Below are 18,721 nucleotides of genomic sequence, written 5' to 3'. Positions count from 1 at the left end.
CATGTCAGTGCGTCCCTTAACGATTGCCCTGGTCGCCGGAGAAACCTCCGGCGATATTCTTGGTGCAGGTCTTATTCGTGCGCTCAAAGCGCGCCATCCTGATGCTCGCTTTGTTGGCGTTGCAGGTCCATTAATGCAAGCCGAAGGCTGCGAAGCCTGGTATGAGATGGAAGAGCTTGCAGTGATGGGTATTGTCGAAGTGCTCGGCCGCCTGCGCCGCTTGCTAAGTATTCGCAAGGATTTAACCCAGCGCTTTACCGAACTCAAGCCTGATGTCTTCGTCGGCATTGATGCGCCAGATTTCAATATCACGTTGGAAGGCAGCCTGAAGCGCGCGGGGATCCGCACGATTCATTACGTCAGTCCTTCTGTATGGGCGTGGCGACAAAAACGCGTGTTCAAAATTGGCCGCAACACCAACCTGGTATTGGCGTTTCTGCCGTTTGAGAAAGCGTTTTATGATCGTTTCAACGTTCCATGTCGCTTTATCGGCCACACCATGGCGGATGCCATGCCGCTGCAGCCAGATAAGTCCGCTGCGCGACGTGAGTTAGGTATCGCAGATGACGCGATCTGTCTGGGCTTGCTGCCGGGCAGCCGTGGTGCCGAGGTCGAAATGCTGAGCGCTGACTTCCTGCGCGCTGCACAGTTACTGCGTCAGCGTTACCCTACGTTGGAAATCGTGGTGCCACTGGTCAATGCCAAGCGCCGTGAGCAGTTCGAACAGATTAAAGCCGAGGTCGCGCCGGAGCTGCCGATGCATTTGCTGGATGGCAAAGGGCGCCAGGCCATGATTGCCAGCGATGCCGCTATTTTGGCATCGGGTACCGCGGCACTGGAATGCATGTTAGCGAAATGCCCAATGGTGGTGGGTTACCGCATGAAGCCGTTCACCTTCTGGTTAGCAAAACGTCTGGTGAAAACACCTTACGTTTCATTACCTAACTTACTGGCTGGACGCGAGCTGGTGAAAGAGCTGCTACAAGATGAGTGTCAGCCAGAAGCTTTGGCAGCAGCCTTAGAACCACTGTTGCATGCCGGCCCAGAGCGCGATGCGTTACTGAGTACCTTCAACGAATTACACCAACAGATTCGCTGGAATGCTGATGAGCAGGCCGCGGATGCCGTGCTGGAGATAGCCAATGGCTGATTTTATCTATCCCAACGCCCAACGCATTGCGGGTGTTGACGAGGTCGGACGTGGCCCACTGGTTGGCGCGGTCGTCACGGCTGCGGTGATTCTCGATCCTGCGAATCCGATTAAGGGTTTAGCTGATTCGAAAAAACTCTCGGAGAAGCGTCGTCTGGCGCTATATGACGAGATCAAAGAGAAAGCTTTGGCTTGGAGTCTTGGCCGTGCCGAGCCTGAAGAGATCGACCAGCTCAACATTCTGCACGCTACCATGTTGGCAATGCAGCGTGCGGTAGCGGGATTGCCAGTGACACCTGACTTTGTGTTGATCGATGGTAACCGTTGCCCAACACTGCCAATGCCATCACAGGCCGTGGTCAAAGGCGACAGCCTGGTGCAGGAAATCAGTGCCGCATCGATTATTGCCAAAGTGACGCGTGACCGCGAAATGGCAGAGTTAGATCTGCTGTTTCCGCAATATGGTTTTGCCCAACACAAGGGCTATCCAACCGCGTTGCATATGGAAAAGCTGACTCAGTTTGGCGCCACGCCTCATCACCGCCGCAGCTTCGCGCCGGTGCGTAATGCCCTGATAGATGCCGACGTGCTGGCCGCGCGTCAGCCGACTACGCTTTAATAGCCTGACGCTGTTTTAACCGGAAACTGATATGGCTGAACCTCGTTTTATACATCTGCGCGTTCATAGCGACTACTCCATGGTCGATGGTCTGGCGAAAACCAAGCCACTGGTCAAGAAGGCGGCTGCGCTCGGCATGCCGGCGATCGCGATTACCGATTACATCAACCTCTGTGGTTTGGTGCGTTTTTACGGTAGCGCGCACGATGCAGGGGTTAAACCGATCGTGGGGGCTGATTTCCACGTTGCCAGCGATTTGATGGGTGATGAGCTTACGCAGCTCACTGTGCTTGCCGCCAACAACACGGGCTATCAAAATCTGACGTTGTTGATATCACGCGCCTATCAGCGTGGCTATGGCATTGCGGGTCCGATTATCGACCGTGACTGGCTGGTTGAATTGGGTGAAGGGTTAATTCTGTTATCTGGTGGACGCAAGGGCGATGTTGGCCGCAGTTTATTGCGCGGCAACAGTGCGCTGGTGTCGCAGTGCCTCAGTTTCTATCAGGAACACTTCCCCAATCGTTATTATCTCGAGCTGACGCGTACCGGACGTGCCGATGAAGAGGCTTATCTGCATGCCGCCGTTGAGTTAGCCATTGCCGAAGGTGTGCCCGTGGTGGCCACTAACGAAGTCTGCTTCCTGAATGAAGAAGATTTTGACGCCCATGAAATCCGCGTGGCGATTCATGATGGCTTCACGCTGGACGATCCAAAACGCCCACGTCATTACAGTCCTCAGCAATATATGCGCAGCGAAGAGGAGATGTGCGAGCTGTTCTCGGACATCCCGGAAGCGCTGGAAAACAGCGTAGAGATTGCTAAGCGTTGTAACGTCACGGTGCGCCTCGGCGAGTACTTCCTGCCACAGTTCCCGACCGGGGATATGAGCACCGAAGATTTTCTGGTCATGAAGTCACGCGAAGGGCTGGAAGAGCGTCTGGAATTTTTGTTCCCGGATGATGCGTTGCGCGCCGAAAAGCGCCCCGAGTATGACGAACGTCTGGAAATCGAACTTAACGTTATCAACCAGATGGGCTTCCCCGGCTACTTCCTGATCGTGATGGAGTTTATCCAGTGGTCGAAGGATAACGGTATCCCGGTTGGGCCGGGCCGTGGTTCGGGCGCGGGTTCATTAGTGGCGTATGCGCTGAAGATTACCGATCTCGATCCACTGGAGTTTGACCTGCTGTTCGAACGCTTCCTCAACCCGGAACGTGTGTCGATGCCCGACTTCGACGTCGATTTCTGCATGGAGAAGCGCGATCAGGTTATCGATCACGTCGCTGAAATGTATGGGCGTGAAGCGGTTTCGCAGATCATCACCTTCGGTACCATGGCGGCGAAAGCGGTTATCCGTGACGTGGGACGCGTGCTCGGTCATCCGTATGGCTTTGTCGATCGCATCTCCAAATTGATCCCGCCGGATCCCGGCATGACGCTGGAAAAAGCCTTTGAAGCGGAACCGCAGCTGCCGGAAATCTACGAGGCAGATGAAGAGGTTAAAGCGCTGATTGATATGGCGCGCAAGCTGGAAGGTGTCACACGTAACGCCGGTAAACACGCCGGTGGGGTGGTTATCGCACCGACCAAAATCACTGATTTTGCGCCGCTTTACTGTGACGAAAATGGCCAATTCCCGGTTACCCAGTTTGATAAGAATGATGTGGAATACGCCGGGCTGGTGAAGTTTGATTTCCTCGGCTTGCGTACGCTGACCATCATCGACTGGGCGCTGAAGATGATTAACCCGCGCCGAGCCAAAGAAGGGTTGGAGCCGATTGATATCGCGGCCATCCCGCTGGATGACAAGAAAAGCTTCGATATGCTGCAACGCTCGGAAACCACAGCGGTATTCCAGCTTGAATCGCGCGGCATGAAAGACCTGATTAAGCGTCTGAAGCCCGACTGTTTCGAAGATATGATCGCACTGGTGGCGCTGTTCCGTCCGGGACCGCTGCAATCGGGCATGGTTGATAACTTCATTGACCGCAAGCACGGCCGTGAAGAAATTTCGTACCCGGATATTCAGTGGCAGCACGAAACCCTGAAGCCGGTACTGGAACCAACCTACGGCATCATCCTGTATCAGGAGCAGGTGATGCAGATCGCTCAGGTGTTGTCGGGTTATACCCTGGGTGGCGCGGATATGCTGCGCCGTGCAATGGGTAAAAAGAAACCCGAAGAGATGGCAAAGCAACGTTCTGTATTCCAGGACGGTGCAGAAAGAATGGGTGTTAACGGCGAACTCTCGATGAAGATCTTCGATCTGGTAGAGAAGTTTGCGGGTTATGGCTTTAACAAGTCGCACTCGGCAGCCTATGCTTTGGTGTCTTACCAGACGCTGTGGCTGAAAGCGCACTACCCAGCAGAATTTATGGCAGCGGTAATGACCGCCGATATGGACAACACCGAGAAGGTCGTTGGCCTGGTGGATGAGTGCTGGCGCATGGGCTTGAAAGTGCTGCCGCCCGACATCAACTCCGGTCTGTATCCGTTCCACGTGAACGATGAAGGTGAAATCGTTTACGGTATTGGCGCGATCAAAGGCGTGGGTGAGGGGCCGATCGAAGCGATCATTGAAGCGCGTAATGAAGGCGGCTACTTCAAAGAGCTGTTCGATCTCTGCGCGCGTACCGACACGAAAAAGATTAACCGTCGCGTGATGGAAAAGCTGATCATGTCGGGGGCATTTGATCGCCTCGGCCCGCATCGCGCGGCGCTGATGAGTGCACTCGGTGATGCATTGAAAGCCGCAGATCAGCACGCAAAAGCGGAAGCCACCGGACAAGCAGATATGTTTGGCGTGCTGGCCGAAGAGCCTGAGCAGGTGGAGAAGTCATACACCAACATCACGCCATGGCCGGAACAGATTCAACTGGATGGCGAACGTGAGACGCTCGGGCTTTACCTCACTGGGCATCCGATTAACCAATATTTGAAAGAAATCGATCGCTACGTCGGCGGCATGCGTCTGAAGGACATGCATCCGACGGATCGTGGTAAAGTAACCATCGCGGCGGGGCTGGTGATTGCTGCCCGCGTGATGGTCACCAAGCGCGGCAACCGAATTGGTATTTGTACTCTCGACGATCGATCTGGTCGTCTGGAAGTGATGTTATTTACCGATGCGTTAGATAAATACCAGCAGCTGCTGGAGAAAGACCGTATCCTGATCGTCAGCGGACAGGTCAGCTTTGATGACTTTAGCGGTGGCCTTAAAATGACCGCTCGAGAAGTGATGGACATCGACGAAGCGCGGGAAAAATACGCGCGCGGACTTGCTATCTCGCTGACGGACAGGCAAATTGATGACCAGCTTTTAAACCGTCTCCGCCAGTCTTTGGAGCCTCATCGCTCTGGGACTATTCCGGTGCATCTCTATTATCAGAGAGCAGATGCGCGGGCGAAGCTGCGCTTTGGTGCAGCGTGGCGTATTTCGCCCAGCGATCGTTTACTTAACGATTTGCGGTCGTTAGTAGGATCGGAGCAGGTGGAACTGGAGTTTGACTAAAACAGGAACATTATGAGTCTTAATTACCTGGATTTTGAACAGCCAATTGCAGAATTGGAAGCGAAAATCGATTCGCTCAAGTCAATTGGTCGTTCGGATGAGAAACACGATATTAATCTGGATGAAGAAGTGCAGCGCCTGCGCGAGAAAAGCGTCGAGCTGACCCGTAAAATCTTCTCAGATTTAGGTGCATGGCAGGTTGCGCAGCTCGCGCGTCATCCATTGCGCCCTTACACGCTGGACTATGTCCGTAACGCGTTTGATGATTTCGATGAGTTGGCTGGCGACCGCGCTTATGCCGATGACAAAGCGATTGTCGGCGGTATTGCCCGTCTTGATGGTCGTCCAGTGATGGTCATTGGCCATCAAAAAGGTCGTGAAACCAAAGAGAAAATCCGTCGTAACTTCGGTATGCCAGCACCAGAAGGCTACCGTAAAGCGCTGCGACTGATGGAAATGGCTGAACGCTTCAAAATGCCACTGATCACCTTCATCGACACCCCGGGTGCATACCCTGGTGTGGGCGCCGAAGAGCGTGGTCAGTCAGAAGCGATCGCACGCAACCTGCGTGAAATGTCAGGTCTGAAAATTCCGGTGATCTGCACCGTGATTGGCGAAGGCGGTTCCGGTGGTGCGCTGGCGATTGGTGTGGGCGACAAAGTGAACATGCTGCAGTACAGCACCTATTCGGTAATTTCACCGGAAGGCTGTGCGTCAATCCTGTGGAAAAGCGCCGATAAAGCGCCATTGGCTGCGGAAGCGATGGGCATCACCGCCGATCGTCTGAAAGAGCTGAAGCTGATCGACTCGATCATCCCTGAACCACTGGGCGGCGCGCATCGTCAACCAGTGGATATGGCGGCAAGCTTGAAAAAGCAACTGCTGGCGGATCTGGCGGATCTCGACGTGCTGAGCACCGAAGAGCTGCTCAACCGTCGCTATCAGCGCCTGATGAGCTACGGCTACGCGTAAGCTAGCTTGCTCATGAAGAAAAGCGGACTCCGGTCCGCTTTTTTATGCCCGTTGATTACTGAGCGCGATCGTACAGACTGCTACGAATCGGGCAGCAATGACAATCTAACCGGCCAGAGAAGGCCAGCCCGAAGAGCAAAGCGTCCGGGCCATGGACGGCCCGGCCGATCTGCATGGATGCGTTGTTCCTTTGCGATCGGGCTGGCCTTTTCTGGCCTTTGCACCCGATTCACAGCAAAGCCTCCCAAACAACACCACTCAAACAACACCATCTCTTATCATCAACACCGCATTCCAGAACATTCAACTCTCACTTTTCGCTATCCTTATTCAGTGCCATAACACCACAGGAGGTGAGCATTGAATATTATCGCGATCATGGGACCGCACGGCGCGTTCTACAAAGATGAACCGATTCGTGAACTGGACGCAGCCCTCAAGCTGCAAGGTTTCCAGACCGTCTATCCCAACAATGCCAGCGACCTGCTGAAACTGATTGAACACAACCCACGCATTTGTGGTGTGATTTTTGACTGGGACGATTACAGTCTGGCGCTGTGCAGCGACATCAATCAGCTCAACGAATATCTGCCGCTGTATGCCTTTATCAACACCCATTCGCAGATGGATGTCAGTATTAACGAAATGCGCATGGCGCTGCAGTTCTTCGAGTACGCGCTGAATGCCGCTGACGACATTGCCTTGCACATCCGCCAGTACACCGATGAATACATCGACAAAATCATGCCGCCGCTAACTAAAGCGCTATTCACTTATGTGAAAGAGGGCAAATACACATTCTGCACGCCAGGCCATATGGGCGGCACGGCGTTCCAGAAAAGCCCGGTGGGCAGCCTGTTTTATGATTTCTTCGGGGCGAACACGCTCAAGGCGGATGTCTCCATCTCCGTTACCGAACTCGGTTCGCTGCTCGATCACACCGGCCCGCATCTCGAAGCAGAAGAGTACGTCGCGCGCACTTTTGGCGCGGAACAAAGCTATATGGTGACTAACGGCACATCGACCTCGAACAAAATTGTTGGGATGTATGCCGCGCCGGCGGGTAGCACGGTACTGATTGACCGCAACTGCCACAAATCACTCACCCATCTGCTGATGATGAGTGACATCATCCCCATTTGGCTCAAGCCGACACGTAATGCGCTGGGGATTTTGGGCGGCATCCCGCAGCATGAATTTACCCGTGACAGTATTCAACAAAAGGTAGAGGACACCCCGCGCGCCACCTGGCCGGTGCACGCGGTGATCACCAACTCGACCTACGATGGTTTGCTGTATAACACGCAATACATCAAGCAAACGCTGGATGTCCCTTCCATTCATTTCGATTCGGCATGGGTGCCGTACACCAATTTCCATCCGATCTATGCCGGCAAGAGTGGTATGAGCGGTGAGCGCATTCCGGGCAAGGTGATTTACGAAACGCAATCAACGCACAAATTGCTGGCAGCGTTCTCTCAAGCCTCGTTGATTCATATTAAAGGTGATTACGACCACGATACCTTCAATGAAGCCTACATGATGCACACCACCACCTCTCCGAGTTATGCCATCGTGTCATCCATTGAGACAGCGGCAGCGATGCTGCGGGGTAATCCAGGTAAGCGGCTGATTAATCGATCGGTTGAGCGAGCATTGCATTTCCGACGTGAGATTCAACGGCTGCGCGAAGAGTGTGATGGTTGGTTCTTCGATATCTGGCAGCCTGAGCAGATTGATGAAGCTGAGTGCTGGCCGATCCAGCCAGGCGAAGAAGACTGGCATGGATTCACGCACGCCGATCGCGATCACATGTACCTCGATCCGATCAAGGTCACGATTCTGACGCCAGGCATGAGTGAATTAGGACAGATGGCGGAGGAGGGGATCCCAGCGGCGCTGGTGGCTAAATTCCTCGATCAGCGTGGGGTGGTGGTAGAGAAGACCGGGCCGTACAATTTGCTGTTCCTGTTCAGCATCGGCATCGATAAAACCAAAGCCATGAGCGTGCTGCGTGGTCTGACAGAATTCAAACGCGCCTACGATCTCAACCTGCGAGTGAAAAACATGCTGCCGGATCTCTACGCGGAAGACCCCGACTTCTATCGCAATATGCGCATCCAGACATTGGCGCAGGGCATTCATAATCTGATCCGACAACACGATCTGCCGCGCCTGATGCTCAAGGCTTTCGATGTATTACCTGAATCAAAAATGACGCCGCATCAGGCCTTCCAGCGCCAGGTGCAGGGGCAAGTCGAAACCGTCGATATCCGTGAGTTGGTGGGCCGTGTTTCTGCCAATATGATCCTACCTTATCCGCCCGGCGTGCCACTGGTGATGCCCGGAGAGATGATCACCGAAGAGAGCCGCGCGGTGCTCGATTTTCTGCTGATGCTCTGTACTATCGGACGGCACTATCCCGGCTTTGAAACGGATATTCATGGCGCAACCCTCACCGAGGATGGACGCTACCTGGTGCGCGTCTTGCGCGAAGAGAATAACCGTTAACTTCGGACTAATGCCTCTTTTCAGCGCCGCATGCAGCACGTAGGGTATGCGGCTAATGTGAAAACCGGAGCCGCTATGCTGCAGATAAAACAGATCCACCACATTGCTATTATTGCCACCGACTATCAGCGCAGTAAGGCATTTTACTGTGACGTGCTGGGCTTTGAATTACTCGGCGAATATTACCGCGCCGAGCGTGACTCCTGGAAAGGGGACTTAGGATTGAACGGTGTTTATACCATCGAACTGTTCTCGTTTCCCTCTCCGCCGCCGCGCGTCAGTGGGCCTGAAGCCTGCGGTCTACGCCATTTGGCGTTTTGCGTTGAGGATGTCGAACAGTCGATCGCTGCATTGGCAGAGAAAGGTGTGGTGTGCGAACCCATCCGCATTGATGCCCTGACCGGCAAGGCGTGCACTTTCTTCCCCGATCCAGATGGTTTGCCGCTGGAGCTGTATCAAGCGTAAACTAGCCTCCGCTGCGGGCCGCAATCAGGCGGTTCGCTCTGACGGAACGTACCCATGTCTTTTTCCCATCTTGCCTCGCTGCTGACACCCGACGCCAGTTATGTGCTGGCGTTCAGTGGTGGGCTGGATTCCACCGTGTTGCTGCATCAGCTTGTGAGCCAACAACTGCGCGTGCGCGCTTTGCATGTTCATCACGGATTAAGCCCAAATGCCGACAGTTGGGCGACGCACTGTATGGGGATTTGCCATCAGTGGCATGTTTCCTGTGAAGTGCTACGGGTTCAGGTTGATGGGCAGGTAAAAGGTATCGAAGCCGCAGCTCGCGAAGCGCGCTATCAAGCATTGTTTCAACAACTGCAACCCGGTGAGCACTTACTTACCGCTCAACATCTGGATGATCAGTGTGAAACGCTGTTACTCGCCCTGAAAAGAGGCAGCGGTCCGGCTGGATTAGCCGCGATGCCCGAGCAGCGTCAAGTCGGTGCGCATTTGCATTTGCGTCCGCTATTGGATGTCAGCCGCCAGCAGCTGGAAGCCTATGCGGCAGAGCACCAGCTAAGTTGGATAGAAGACGAAAGTAATGCTGATGTCCGTTACGACCGTAATTTTTTGCGTCAGCAAATTTTGCCGTTGTTGCAGACGCGCTGGCCCCATTTCAGTGCTGCGAGTGCCCGCAGTGCAGCGCTGTGTGGTGAGCAGGAGCAGTTGCTTGACGAACTACTGGCTGAACTACTGACGCAACTTGTTGATGAACGAGGTGCCCTATCTTTCCCTGCTTTGCTAACGATGAGCGAGCCAAAGCGGCATGCACTGTTGCGCCGTTGGATCGCACTGCAAGGGGGGACAATGCCATCGCGCGAGGCGTTAAAACGTATCACCGATGAAGTGATGCACAGCCGCGAAGATGCCAATCCCTGCCTGAGTTTTGGTCCGTTCACGTTGCGTCGTTATCGCCAGCAACTATTTTGGCTCACACCACAGCCCTCTCTGAGTCAGCACTTGCTTACCTGGCATGACCGTCGCCAGGCGCTTCTGTTGCCCGATGGTTTAGGTACATTGCAGAGCAACGCTGAGATAGCTTGCTTACGCCAGCCGATTGAGGGCGAATCCATCAACATTCGTTTCCAGGCACAGGGTTACTATCATTTGCAGGGGCGGGCAGGTGGCCGCGACATGAAAAAATTGTGGCAGGAGTTCGGCGTGCCACCGTGGCAGCGTGAACGTATCCCACTGATTTACTACAACCAGACGCTCATTAGTGCACCGGGGATTTTTGTCACCCGTGAAGGTGCGGCCAGCGATGAGCAAGGCTGGCAGGCAGTCTGGTTACAACAACAATAAAATGGAGAGCAATGATGAAATACTGGATGGCAGCGGCTTTGCTGGCTGCTGCGTTACCGGCGTTTGCCGATGGTGATGCTAATGCGGGGTCACAGAAAGCGGCAAGTTGTCAGGCCTGTCATGGAGCGGAAGGTAAAAGTGCTGTACCTCTCTATCCCAATCTCGCAGCTCAACATGCGCCCTACTTGCTGCATGCATTGCAGGCTTATAAAAAAGGGGAGCGTAGCGGTGGCCAGGCAGAGGTGATGAAAGCCTTTGTGGCGGGATTGGGCGATCAGGATATGCAAGATTTAGCGGCGTATTACAGTTCGTTGAAGCCTTAGGCGAGGGGGGCGGGAAAAGATTCCCGCCCAGATGCAGGATTTATTCGTCTTCGCTGACGATGACGGTGCCCAGCTCAGGGTGGCTGAAGCTGGCGATATGGTCAAGCCGCAGTTCGCGGGTTTCACCAGAGAGATCGACGGTCAGGTATTCCACGTTTTTACGCGAAACCATGTCCACGGCTTTCGCCTTAATCTGATCGCCATTTTTTAACTCCAAAGACAGCGTCCAGTGTTTGGTGCAGGCGAGTTCGAGGCTATCGTAGTCATCGCAGTTGATGGGTTTGTAGGCTTCATTCGTCAACATAGTCGCTCACCAATAAGTTTGCAGCAGCATAAGCTGCTTGTTCCCTGACAGAAGAGTTTAGCGCAGAATTAGCGGCAATATCGTTAAGTGCGTTTAACGCGCAACCTATCGCGTCTGGCACATACCCCAGGTCGCCACTACCAATTTCGGCATACTTCTGGCGAACTAACTCACAATACTTTTGCACATACACCTCCTCAGCAGAGCTTAAATACTCTGGTTGATAAGCGACTATATCACAGGGTTTTCATGGAAATCAGCCAGGGGGAGGTGTGATGTATGCAAAGAAAAGTGTAAAAGTGACATATAGCGCTGGTCTCAAGTATTTCAACGGCGCACAAAAGGTTAAGTTGATGAACAGGTTATTACGCGGCACAACGCCGTACTTAACGGCAGGTGACAGATGATTGTCGTGTCACGATCGGTCTCACTTGCCGACAATGAAGTAGAGCTCAGTGCCATCCGTGCACAGGGAGCGGGTGGACAGCATGTGAATAAAACCTCCACTGCGATTCATCTGCGTTTTGATATTCACGCATCATCGCTGCCGCCTTTTTACAAGGAGCGTCTGCTTGCGGCAAGCCACCATCTGATTAGCGCTGAAGGCGTGGTCATCATCAAAGCTCAGGAGTATCGCAGTCAGGAAATGAATCGTGAGGCGGCCCTGCAGCGGTTAATCAATCTGATTCGTGAACTGACCACGGTCGAAAAGGCGCGACGAGCTACGCGTCCAACGCGGGCATCGAAAGAGCGGCGGCTTGAGGGGAAATCACGGCGCAGTAATGTGAAGGCGATGCGGGGAAAAGTGCAATGAAAAACGCCTCCAGCTGGAGGCGTTTCAGTCTTACTTGTTCAGCGCTTTTGCCAGGAACTCGACAATATCGTGCTGTTTGATCATCTGCTTCTCGCTGGATGCGCGTGCCTTGTACTCGATCTCTTCATTGTCGAGGTTACGGTCACCGATGACGATAGTGTGCGGTACGCCAATCAGCTCCATATCAGCGAACATCACACCTGGACGCTCTTTACGGTCATCCAGAATCACATCAATGCCTTTGGCACGGAGTTGGCTGTACAGCTCTTCTGCCAGCTCCTTCACGCGGAACGATTTCTGCATGTTCATTGGCAAAATTGCCACTTCGAACGGTGCCAGCGCGGCCGGCCAGATGATGCCGCGTTCGTCATGGTTCTGCTCAATCGCCGCTGCAACAACACGGGTGATCCCAATGCCGTAGCAACCCATGGTCATGATCTGGTTGCGGCCCTCTTCACCCTGGACGGCAGCTTTCATTGCGTCAGAGTACTTGGTACCCAGCTGGAAGATGTGGCCCACTTCGATACCACGTTTGATCTGCAGTGTGCCTTTACCATCTGGGCTTGGATCGCCTTCGACGACGTTACGGATATCTTCCACACGGGCTTCTGGCAAATCGCGCACCCAGTTGATACCGGCGAAGTGCTGACCATCAATGTTGGCACCTGCTGAGAAGTCGCTCATTTTGGCCACGGTGCGGTCGGCAATGACAGGCATGTTCAAACCAACCGGGCCGATTGAACCAAAGCCCGCGCCAACGGCTGCGCGAATCGCTTCTTCACTGCCCATCTCCAGTGGAGAGGCAACAATATCCAGATGCTCGGCTTTGATTTCGTTCAGTTCGTGATCGCCGCGAACCAGCAAGGCAACCAGTGCGTGGCCGCTCTCTTCAGTACCTTTCACGATCAGCGTCTTCACGGTTTTCTCAACCGGGATCTGATGTTGCTCGACCAGCTCAGCAATGGTTTTAGCGTTTGGCGTAGCAAACTGTGTCATGGCCTGGGTTGCCGCAGGACGTTCGCCCGCTGGCGCCACGGCTTCTGCTTTTTCGATGTTGGCTGCGTAATCGGATTCGCTGGAGAAGATCACATCATCTTCACCACTCTGCGCCAGTACCTGGAATTCGTGAGAGCCACTACCGCCAATCGAACCGGTATCTGCTTGCACCGCACGGAAATCCAGCCCCATACGGCTAAAGCTCTGGCTATAAGCGCGATACATCGCATCGTAGGTTTCCTGCAAGGATTCCTGTGAGATGTGGAAGGAGTAAGCATCTTTCATGATGAATTCACGTGAACGCATCACACCAAAACGTGGGCGCACTTCGTCGCGGAATTTGGTTTGGATCTGATACAGATTCAGTGGCAGCTGTTTGTACGAGCTCAGCTCATTACGGATCAGATCGGTGACCACTTCTTCATGGGTTGGACCCAGCACGAACGGACGCTCGTGGCGATCTTTAATGCGCAGCAGTTCTGGGCCGTACTGCTCCCAACGGCCGCTCTCTTCCCATAAATCGGCAGGCTGAACCACCGGCATGGAGATCTCAATCGCGCCCGCGTTGTTCATCTCTTCGCGTACGATGTTTTCAACTTTTCGCAGCACGCGAACACCGGTCGGCAGCCAGGTATAAAGACCAGAAGCCAGTTTACGGATCATACCGGCGCGCAGCATCAGCTGGTGGCTGATCACTTCCGCATCGGATGGCGTCTCTTTCAGGGTAGAGAGCAGATATTGAGTAGTACGCATTGATTACGATTCCAGTTGTACGGAAGGACACTGACAAAAATTTTTCTGGCGGCTAGTGTACCAGCGAGATCATTCACTCAAAAGCTTGTTTTAGCGTGGATCGAGAGCGATCACTTCTGTGCCGATCTCATCGATACGCCAGCGCACGTTAAAGTCGAGTAGCCAGGCAGCATACTCACGATCTCCCGCTTCACCTTTACGGTAAGCTGGGCGGGGATCCTGCGCTAAAACGTCAGCGATAAAACGTGCCAGATTGGGATGGTTTTTCTGCTGCTGAATTTGGTTCTGCGCCAGAGCCGAGAAACGCACGGGCATGGTGGCATCCGGTGCGCTCTGGGCAAAGCCAGCGCGGGCATCGGGCAGGGCTTCAGCAAACGGCAGATAGGGTTTGATATCGACTACCGGTGTGCCATCGACTAAATCCAGACTACCGAGTTGTAAAATCACCTGCTGCTTTTCACAACGAATGCCTTTCAATTCAACCAGCGACATGCCGATTGGATTGGGGCGAAAGGTCGAGCGCGTGGCAAAGACACCCATGCGCGCGTTGCCCCCTAACCGTGGAGGTCGCACCGTCGGACGCCAGCCGCCTTCCATGGTCTGATGGAAAACAAACAGCACCCAAAGATGGCTGAACGCTTCAAGCCCTCGCACCGCTTCTGGCTGATTATAAGGTGGCAAGAGATGTAACTCGCCGCCGCCATCCTGAACTAAGCCAGGCTGGCGCGGTACGGCAAATTTTTCTTTCCACGGCGAACGAATGACGCCGATTTGCGCAAAGGCAAAATCACTCATTGATTGGAAACTTTCAGTGCTGAACCTTGGCAAATGGCCTGGCGATAGCAGCCTGGCGTGCTGGTGACGATTTCGCATTTATGCAGCAGAACGGCATTCGCTTTCATGTTGGCAGCTTTGATCTGCAGACGTTTACGCGCGGTATTGATGTTTGGTGGTGAATCCTGGCTGCTGCTTTGGCAATCATCGGCGGAAACTTCACCCAGATCGCGGAACGGGTTGCTAACCAGATCGGCCGCATCGGTATAAATCTTCACTGGCGCAGGGCGAGGCGTGGGTTTGCGCTCAGGTTCGCTGGATGACTGTTGCGGACGAGCGGGGGCGCTGCTTATTGGGTGATATTCACGTACACACCCAGTTAGCATTAAGGCTAACAAGCAGAGCGGTAAGAAACGCATAGCAACATCCTCAATAGAAAAAAGTGGCGTTATTGAAACAAGGACGGGATTAAATAACAAGTCAGCAAAAAGAAAGGGCGGCCGAAGCCGCCCTGGATGGCATCAAAGGCGAAAATTACCAGCCTTTAACTGCACCACCGTTGAAGATTTTGTTCGCGGCTTCAGAAACTTCATCAGACTGATATGCCTGAACAAATTTCTTCACGTTTTCCGCATCTTTATTATCTTCACGGCTGACGATCAGGTTCACGTAAGGAGAATCTTTATCTTCCACAAAGATGCCATCTTTTGCTGGCGTCAGACCAATCTGGCTGGCGTAAGTGGTGTTGATCACCGCCAGAGCAATCTGCTGATCGTCCAGTGAACGTGGCAGCTGTGGTGCTTCCAGCTCAACAATCTTCAGGTTTTTAGGGTTCTCTACGATATCCAGAGAGGTTGGCAGCAGGCCCACGCCATCTTTCAGTTTGATCAGGCCCACTTTCTGCAGCAGCAGCAGTGAACGACCAAGGTTGGTTGGATCGTTAGGAATCGCAATCTGTGCACCGTTTTGCAGTTCATCCAGTGACTTGATCTTTTTCGAGTAGCCAGCGATTGGATACACGAAGGTATTGCCGACCGGGACCAGTTTGTAGCCACGGTCTTTGATCTGCTGATCGAGATATGGCTTATGCTGGAAGGCGTTGACATCGATGTCGCCTTTGCTCAGCGCTTCGTTTGGCAGCACATAATCGTTAAAGGTCACCAGCTCAACATCCAGGTTGTATTTTTCTTTAGCGACTTTAACTGCAGTTTCAGCAACCTGCTGCTCAGCACCGACAATCACACCCACTTTGATGTGGTTTGGATCTTTAGCTTTCTGATCGCATCCTGCCAGCGCAATTGCGCCAATCAGAGCACCCACAGCGGCAATCTTTTTAAATGTGAAAGACATATCCTTTCCTTAATAGAGGACTATTGATGTTGTTTACTTATTTATGTGACACAGCACGGACAATGCGGTCGCCACAGAATTGAATGAGATACACCAGAACAACCAGCAAAATCAGCACGGTATTCATCACAGTGGCGTTATAGCCAATGTAACCATATTGATAGCCAATCTGACCCAGACCACCCGCGCCGACTGCGCCGCCCATCGCGGAGTAGCCAACCAGCGTAATCAGGGTAATTGTAGCGGCATTCACCAGACCCGGTAGGGCTTCTGGCAGCAGTACTTTACGCACGATTTGCAGTGGCGTGGCACCCATCGCGCGTGAGGCTTCAATCAAACCGGTTGGCAGCTCTAACAGCGCATTCTCAACCATACGCGCAATGAATGGTGCTGCGCCGACTGTCAGTGGCACGATCGCGGCCTGCAAACCAATGGAGGTGCCGACAATCATGCGCGTGAAGGGAATCATCCACACCAACAATATAATGAAGGGGATTGAACGGAAGATATTCACCACCGCTGAGAGCACGCGATAGAGCGCGCCATTGGCCAGAATCTGTCCTGGGCGAGTGACGTAGAGCAGCACGCCGACGGGTAGGCCGAGCACAAAACCAAAGAAACCAGAGACGAAGGTCATCATCAGCGTTTCCCAGACGCCACGCGTCAGTAACCACAGCATCGCTTCAGACATAACCCAGTACCTCTACTTTCACATGATTTTCTTTCAGCCAGGCAATCGCTGCCTGTGTATCTGTTTCACTGCCATCCATCTCGGCCAGCATGATGCCGAACTTCACGCCGCCGGCGTAATCCATCTGCGCACTGATAATGTTGTTATTCACATTGAAGCGACGAGCAGCTTCTGACAGCAGCGGCGCATCTACCGATTTGCCGGTGAACTCCAGACGCAACAGCGGGACGCTTTCAGCAGAGGCTTGCGGCTGCATGCGCTGCTGGTAATCGTCTGGGATATCCAGATGCAGCGTCGATTGAATGAATTGCTGTGCCAACGGCGTTTTAGGATGTGAGAACACTTCGCTAACGCTGTCTTTCTCAATCAATTCGCCATTACTGATAACGGCAACCTGGTCGCAGATGCGTTTCACCACATCCATCTCATGAGTGATCAGTAGAATAGTGATCCCCAGACGGCGGTTGATGTCTTTCAGTAATTCTAAGATGGAACGCGTGGTAGCTGGGTCGAGGGCGCTGGTGGCTTCGTCGCACAGCAAAACTTTTGGATTAGTGGCCAGCGCACGCGCAATCGCCACACGCTGTTTTTGCCCACCGGAAAGATTCGCGGGCCAGCTGTCGTGCTTGTCCGCCAGTCCAACTAACTCCAGCAGTTCAGTTACGCGGTTTTTGATCTGCTCACGTGACAGGTTGCCCAATTCAAGCGGCAGCGCAACGTTACCTGCGACGGTTCGTGAGTTCATCAAATTGAAGTGCTGGAAGATCATGCCAATCTGACGGCGTGCCAGCGTCAGTTTTGAAGAGGAGAGGGCAGTTAAATCCTGCCCATCAACCAGAACACGTCCTGATGTTGGACGCTCAAGCAAGTTAACGCAGCGGATCAGCGTACTTTTACCGGCACCGGAAGCACCGATGACGCCATAAATCTGTCCGGCAGGCACGTGCAGGCTGACGTTTGAAAGCGCCTGAATGGTGCGTGAACCTTGCTGGAACACTTTGGTAATGTTTTCGAGTTTAATCATTAGTTTAATAGTTATCGTGTTGCGTTGTCCGTGGTGTATCGGGTTTCACGCGATGGCACTGCGTGAAATTTGGATGGATGTTAAGGCATCCAGACGGCTAAATCAATCGAAGTCATTCAATCTGCCATTCTCTCTATATATGCAATCATGCGATACTGTGCGGCATTATTTGCAGCAGGAGTTTCTACGTGTCGAACAAAGTCCCCGCTATTTTTCTAGATCGTGATGGCACCCTAAATGTCGATCATGGTTATGTTCACGAAATCGATAATTTTGAATTCATCGACGGCACCATTGAAGCGTTACAGGCGCTGAAGAAGATGGGCTACGCGCTGGTTTTGGTGACCAATCAGTCCGGTATTGCGCGCGGCATGTTTACCGAAGACCAGTTTATGCAGCTTACCGAATGGATGGATTGGTCGCTGGCGGATCGTGATGTCGATCTTGATGGCATCTATTTCTGTCCTCATCTGCCAGATGCAACAGTAAAAGAGTATCGTCAGGTGTGTGATTGTCGTAAGCCACAGCCTGGTATGCTGCTCTCTGCGCAGAAGCATCTGAACATCGATATGGCTGCTTCTTATATGGTAGGTGACAAAATAGAAGATATGCAGGCAGCTGCAGCGGCAGGTGTGGGCACTAAAGTGCTGGTGCGTACTGGTAAGCCGGTCACCGCTGAAGGGGAAAATGAAGCAGATTGGGTGCTTAATAGCCTTTCAGAGCTGCCTGGACGCATTAAAAAGGGCTAATTTAGGTGGTTTTGTGCAATTTTCAAGCGAACGAATAAAAACTTGAAAATTGCCCTTGCGCTTCCTCAGAACCTGCCTATAATGCGCCACCACTGAGACGGCAAAGCGGCAACGCAGACGGCTCAGCAGGGAGTGAAATGATTCATCCCGCCGGAGAAAGACGCTGAAAAAAGTGTTTGACTCTGAAGGAGGAAAGCGTAATATACGCCACCTCGCAACAGCAAGCTAACGCGCTGATTGCACCGCTCTTTAACAATTTATCAGACAATCTGTGTGGGCACTCGCAGGATTGATATCAGCGTCTCCGGACGTAAAAAATATCAAGTCTCACGAGTGAACACATAATGAAATTCATTATGACGTTTTACAGA

The 18,721-nt window shown here is 53.0% G+C and carries 18 protein-coding genes; 10 read left to right on the top strand and 8 right to left on the bottom strand.

Annotated features, from left to right (window positions below; translation table 11 throughout):
* Position 1 precedes the first annotated feature (1 nt).
* From lpxB to F3J38_RS12650, 8 genes are all read left to right on the top strand, one after another.
* Positions 2–1,150: a lipid-A-disaccharide synthase gene (lpxB, locus tag F3J38_RS12685; protein ID WP_167138918.1), complete on the top strand. Its 1,149-nt coding sequence runs from the start codon at positions 2–4 to the stop codon at positions 1,148–1,150.
* Positions 1,143–1,769: a ribonuclease HII gene (rnhB, locus tag F3J38_RS12680; protein ID WP_167138917.1), complete on the top strand. Its 627-nt coding sequence runs from the start codon at positions 1,143–1,145 to the stop codon at positions 1,767–1,769. The genes lpxB and rnhB overlap by 8 nt, the downstream gene beginning before the upstream one ends.
* Positions 1,770–1,800: 31 nt before the next feature.
* A complete protein-coding gene (gene dnaE / locus F3J38_RS12675) occupies positions 1,801–5,283 on the top strand; it encodes a DNA polymerase III subunit alpha (RefSeq protein WP_167138914.1) in 3,483 nt (1,160 codons plus the stop codon).
* Between the two features lie 12 nt (positions 5,284–5,295).
* Positions 5,296–6,255, top strand: coding sequence for an acetyl-CoA carboxylase carboxyl transferase subunit alpha (accA, locus tag F3J38_RS12670; RefSeq protein WP_034829454.1), 960 nt, complete (start codon positions 5,296–5,298; stop codon positions 6,253–6,255).
* 360 nt (positions 6,256–6,615) lie between these two features.
* Positions 6,616–8,766 (top strand): lysine decarboxylase LdcC, encoded by a 2,151-nt coding sequence (locus tag F3J38_RS12665; RefSeq protein ID WP_167138912.1) that lies wholly within the window; start codon positions 6,616–6,618, stop codon positions 8,764–8,766.
* A gap of 75 nt (positions 8,767–8,841) precedes the next feature.
* Positions 8,842–9,231: a VOC family protein gene (locus F3J38_RS12660; protein WP_084937325.1), complete on the top strand. Its 390-nt coding sequence runs from the start codon at positions 8,842–8,844 to the stop codon at positions 9,229–9,231.
* Between the two features lie 54 nt (positions 9,232–9,285).
* Positions 9,286–10,572 carry a tRNA lysidine(34) synthetase TilS gene (tilS, locus tag F3J38_RS12655; RefSeq protein ID WP_167138910.1) on the top strand — a complete coding sequence of 429 codons (1,287 nt, stop codon included), beginning with the start codon at positions 9,286–9,288 and terminating at the stop codon, positions 10,570–10,572.
* Between the two features lie 14 nt (positions 10,573–10,586).
* Positions 10,587–10,895 carry a c-type cytochrome gene (locus F3J38_RS12650; RefSeq protein ID WP_167139893.1) on the top strand — a complete coding sequence of 103 codons (309 nt, stop codon included), beginning with the start codon at positions 10,587–10,589 and terminating at the stop codon, positions 10,893–10,895.
* Positions 10,896–10,935: 40 nt separating this feature from the next.
* Here F3J38_RS12650 and rof read toward each other — a convergent pair whose 3' ends face one another.
* Together rof and F3J38_RS12640 are read right to left on the bottom strand one after the other, a co-directional pair.
* Positions 10,936–11,199, bottom strand: coding sequence for a Rho-binding antiterminator (rof, locus tag F3J38_RS12645; RefSeq protein WP_167138908.1), 264 nt, complete (start codon positions 11,197–11,199; stop codon positions 10,936–10,938).
* Positions 11,186–11,386, bottom strand: coding sequence for a YaeP family protein (locus F3J38_RS12640; RefSeq protein ID WP_013507964.1), 201 nt, complete (start codon positions 11,384–11,386; stop codon positions 11,186–11,188). Before F3J38_RS12640 ends, rof begins: the two co-directional genes overlap by 14 nt.
* A gap of 216 nt (positions 11,387–11,602) precedes the next feature.
* Here F3J38_RS12640 and arfB point away from each other — a divergent pair, with 216 nt between their 5' ends.
* Positions 11,603–12,013 carry an alternative ribosome rescue aminoacyl-tRNA hydrolase ArfB gene (gene arfB, locus F3J38_RS12635; protein WP_167138906.1) on the top strand — a complete coding sequence of 137 codons (411 nt, stop codon included), beginning with the start codon at positions 11,603–11,605 and terminating at the stop codon, positions 12,011–12,013.
* Positions 12,014–12,043: 30 nt separating this feature from the next.
* Here the strand turns inward: arfB and proS are convergent, their stop codons facing one another.
* The 6 genes from proS to metN all read right to left on the bottom strand — a co-directional run bounded on the left by proS (position 12,044) and on the right by metN (position 17,601).
* Positions 12,044–13,762, bottom strand: a complete 1,719-nt coding sequence (gene proS, locus F3J38_RS12630) for a proline--tRNA ligase (protein WP_167138904.1) — start codon at positions 13,760–13,762, stop codon at positions 12,044–12,046.
* Between the two features lie 90 nt (positions 13,763–13,852).
* Complete coding sequence (gene tsaA, locus F3J38_RS12625; RefSeq protein ID WP_167138902.1) at positions 13,853–14,557, bottom strand: tRNA (N6-threonylcarbamoyladenosine(37)-N6)-methyltransferase TrmO; 705 nt, start codon at positions 14,555–14,557, stop codon at positions 13,853–13,855.
* A complete protein-coding gene (rcsF, locus tag F3J38_RS12620) occupies positions 14,554–14,955 on the bottom strand; it encodes an envelope stress sensor lipoprotein RcsF (protein WP_167138900.1) in 402 nt (133 codons plus the stop codon). The genes tsaA and rcsF overlap by 4 nt, the downstream gene beginning before the upstream one ends.
* 115 nt (positions 14,956–15,070) lie before the next feature.
* Positions 15,071–15,886: a MetQ/NlpA family lipoprotein gene (locus F3J38_RS12615; protein WP_167138898.1), complete on the bottom strand. Its 816-nt coding sequence runs from the start codon at positions 15,884–15,886 to the stop codon at positions 15,071–15,073.
* 37 nt (positions 15,887–15,923) lie between these two features.
* On the bottom strand, positions 15,924–16,577 hold the full coding sequence (locus F3J38_RS12610; protein WP_084937304.1) for a methionine ABC transporter permease MetI: 654 nt from the start codon (positions 16,575–16,577) through the stop codon (positions 15,924–15,926).
* The gene (gene metN, locus F3J38_RS12605) at positions 16,570–17,601 is read right to left on the bottom strand and encodes a methionine ABC transporter ATP-binding protein MetN (RefSeq protein WP_058962051.1); all 1,032 of its coding nucleotides are present in this window, start codon (positions 17,599–17,601) and stop codon (positions 16,570–16,572) included. The genes F3J38_RS12610 and metN overlap by 8 nt, the downstream gene beginning before the upstream one ends.
* Positions 17,602–17,789: 188 nt before the next feature.
* Between metN and gmhB the strand changes: the two genes are divergently transcribed.
* Positions 17,790–18,350, top strand: a complete 561-nt coding sequence (gmhB, locus tag F3J38_RS12600) for a D-glycero-beta-D-manno-heptose 1,7-bisphosphate 7-phosphatase (protein ID WP_167138896.1) — start codon at positions 17,790–17,792, stop codon at positions 18,348–18,350.
* Positions 18,351–18,721: the final 371 nt, after the last annotated feature.

The organism is Candidatus Pantoea formicae, from assembly GCF_011752625.1.
GTDB lineage: Bacteria > Pseudomonadota > Gammaproteobacteria > Enterobacterales > Enterobacteriaceae > Pantoea > Pantoea formicae.
The sequence above is the reverse complement of the archived record's forward strand: the minus strand, read 5'-3'. Positions and strand labels throughout refer to the sequence as shown.

Excerpts from the sequence above, each read along its gene's own strand:
- F3J38_RS12610 (WP_084937304.1), bottom strand. The coding sequence starts at position 16,577 with ATGTCTGAAGCGATGCTGTGGTTACTGACGCGTGGCGTCTGGGAAACG.
- proS (WP_167138904.1), bottom strand. The coding sequence starts at position 13,762 with ATGCGTACTACTCAATATCTGCTCTCTACCCTGAAAGAGACGCCATCC.
- F3J38_RS12615 (WP_167138898.1), bottom strand. The coding sequence starts at position 15,886 with ATGTCTTTCACATTTAAAAAGATTGCCGCTGTGGGTGCTCTGATTGGC.
- F3J38_RS12660 (WP_084937325.1), top strand. The coding sequence starts at position 8,842 with ATGCTGCAGATAAAACAGATCCACCACATTGCTATTATTGCCACCGAC.
- metN (WP_058962051.1), bottom strand. The coding sequence starts at position 17,601 with ATGATTAAACTCGAAAACATTACCAAAGTGTTCCAGCAAGGTTCACGC.
- tsaA (WP_167138902.1), bottom strand. The coding sequence starts at position 14,557 with ATGAGTGATTTTGCCTTTGCGCAAATCGGCGTCATTCGTTCGCCGTGG.
- rof (WP_167138908.1), bottom strand. The coding sequence starts at position 11,199 with ATGTTGACGAATGAAGCCTACAAACCCATCAACTGCGATGACTACGAT.
- lpxB (WP_167138918.1), top strand. The coding sequence starts at position 2 with ATGTCAGTGCGTCCCTTAACGATTGCCCTGGTCGCCGGAGAAACCTCC.
- accA (WP_034829454.1), top strand. The coding sequence starts at position 5,296 with ATGAGTCTTAATTACCTGGATTTTGAACAGCCAATTGCAGAATTGGAA.
- rcsF (WP_167138900.1), bottom strand. The coding sequence starts at position 14,955 with ATGCGTTTCTTACCGCTCTGCTTGTTAGCCTTAATGCTAACTGGGTGT.
- arfB (WP_167138906.1), top strand. The coding sequence starts at position 11,603 with ATGATTGTCGTGTCACGATCGGTCTCACTTGCCGACAATGAAGTAGAG.
- rnhB (WP_167138917.1), top strand. The coding sequence starts at position 1,143 with ATGGCTGATTTTATCTATCCCAACGCCCAACGCATTGCGGGTGTTGAC.
- dnaE (WP_167138914.1), top strand. The coding sequence starts at position 1,801 with ATGGCTGAACCTCGTTTTATACATCTGCGCGTTCATAGCGACTACTCC.
- F3J38_RS12650 (WP_167139893.1), top strand. The coding sequence starts at position 10,587 with ATGAAATACTGGATGGCAGCGGCTTTGCTGGCTGCTGCGTTACCGGCG.
- tilS (WP_167138910.1), top strand. The coding sequence starts at position 9,286 with ATGTCTTTTTCCCATCTTGCCTCGCTGCTGACACCCGACGCCAGTTAT.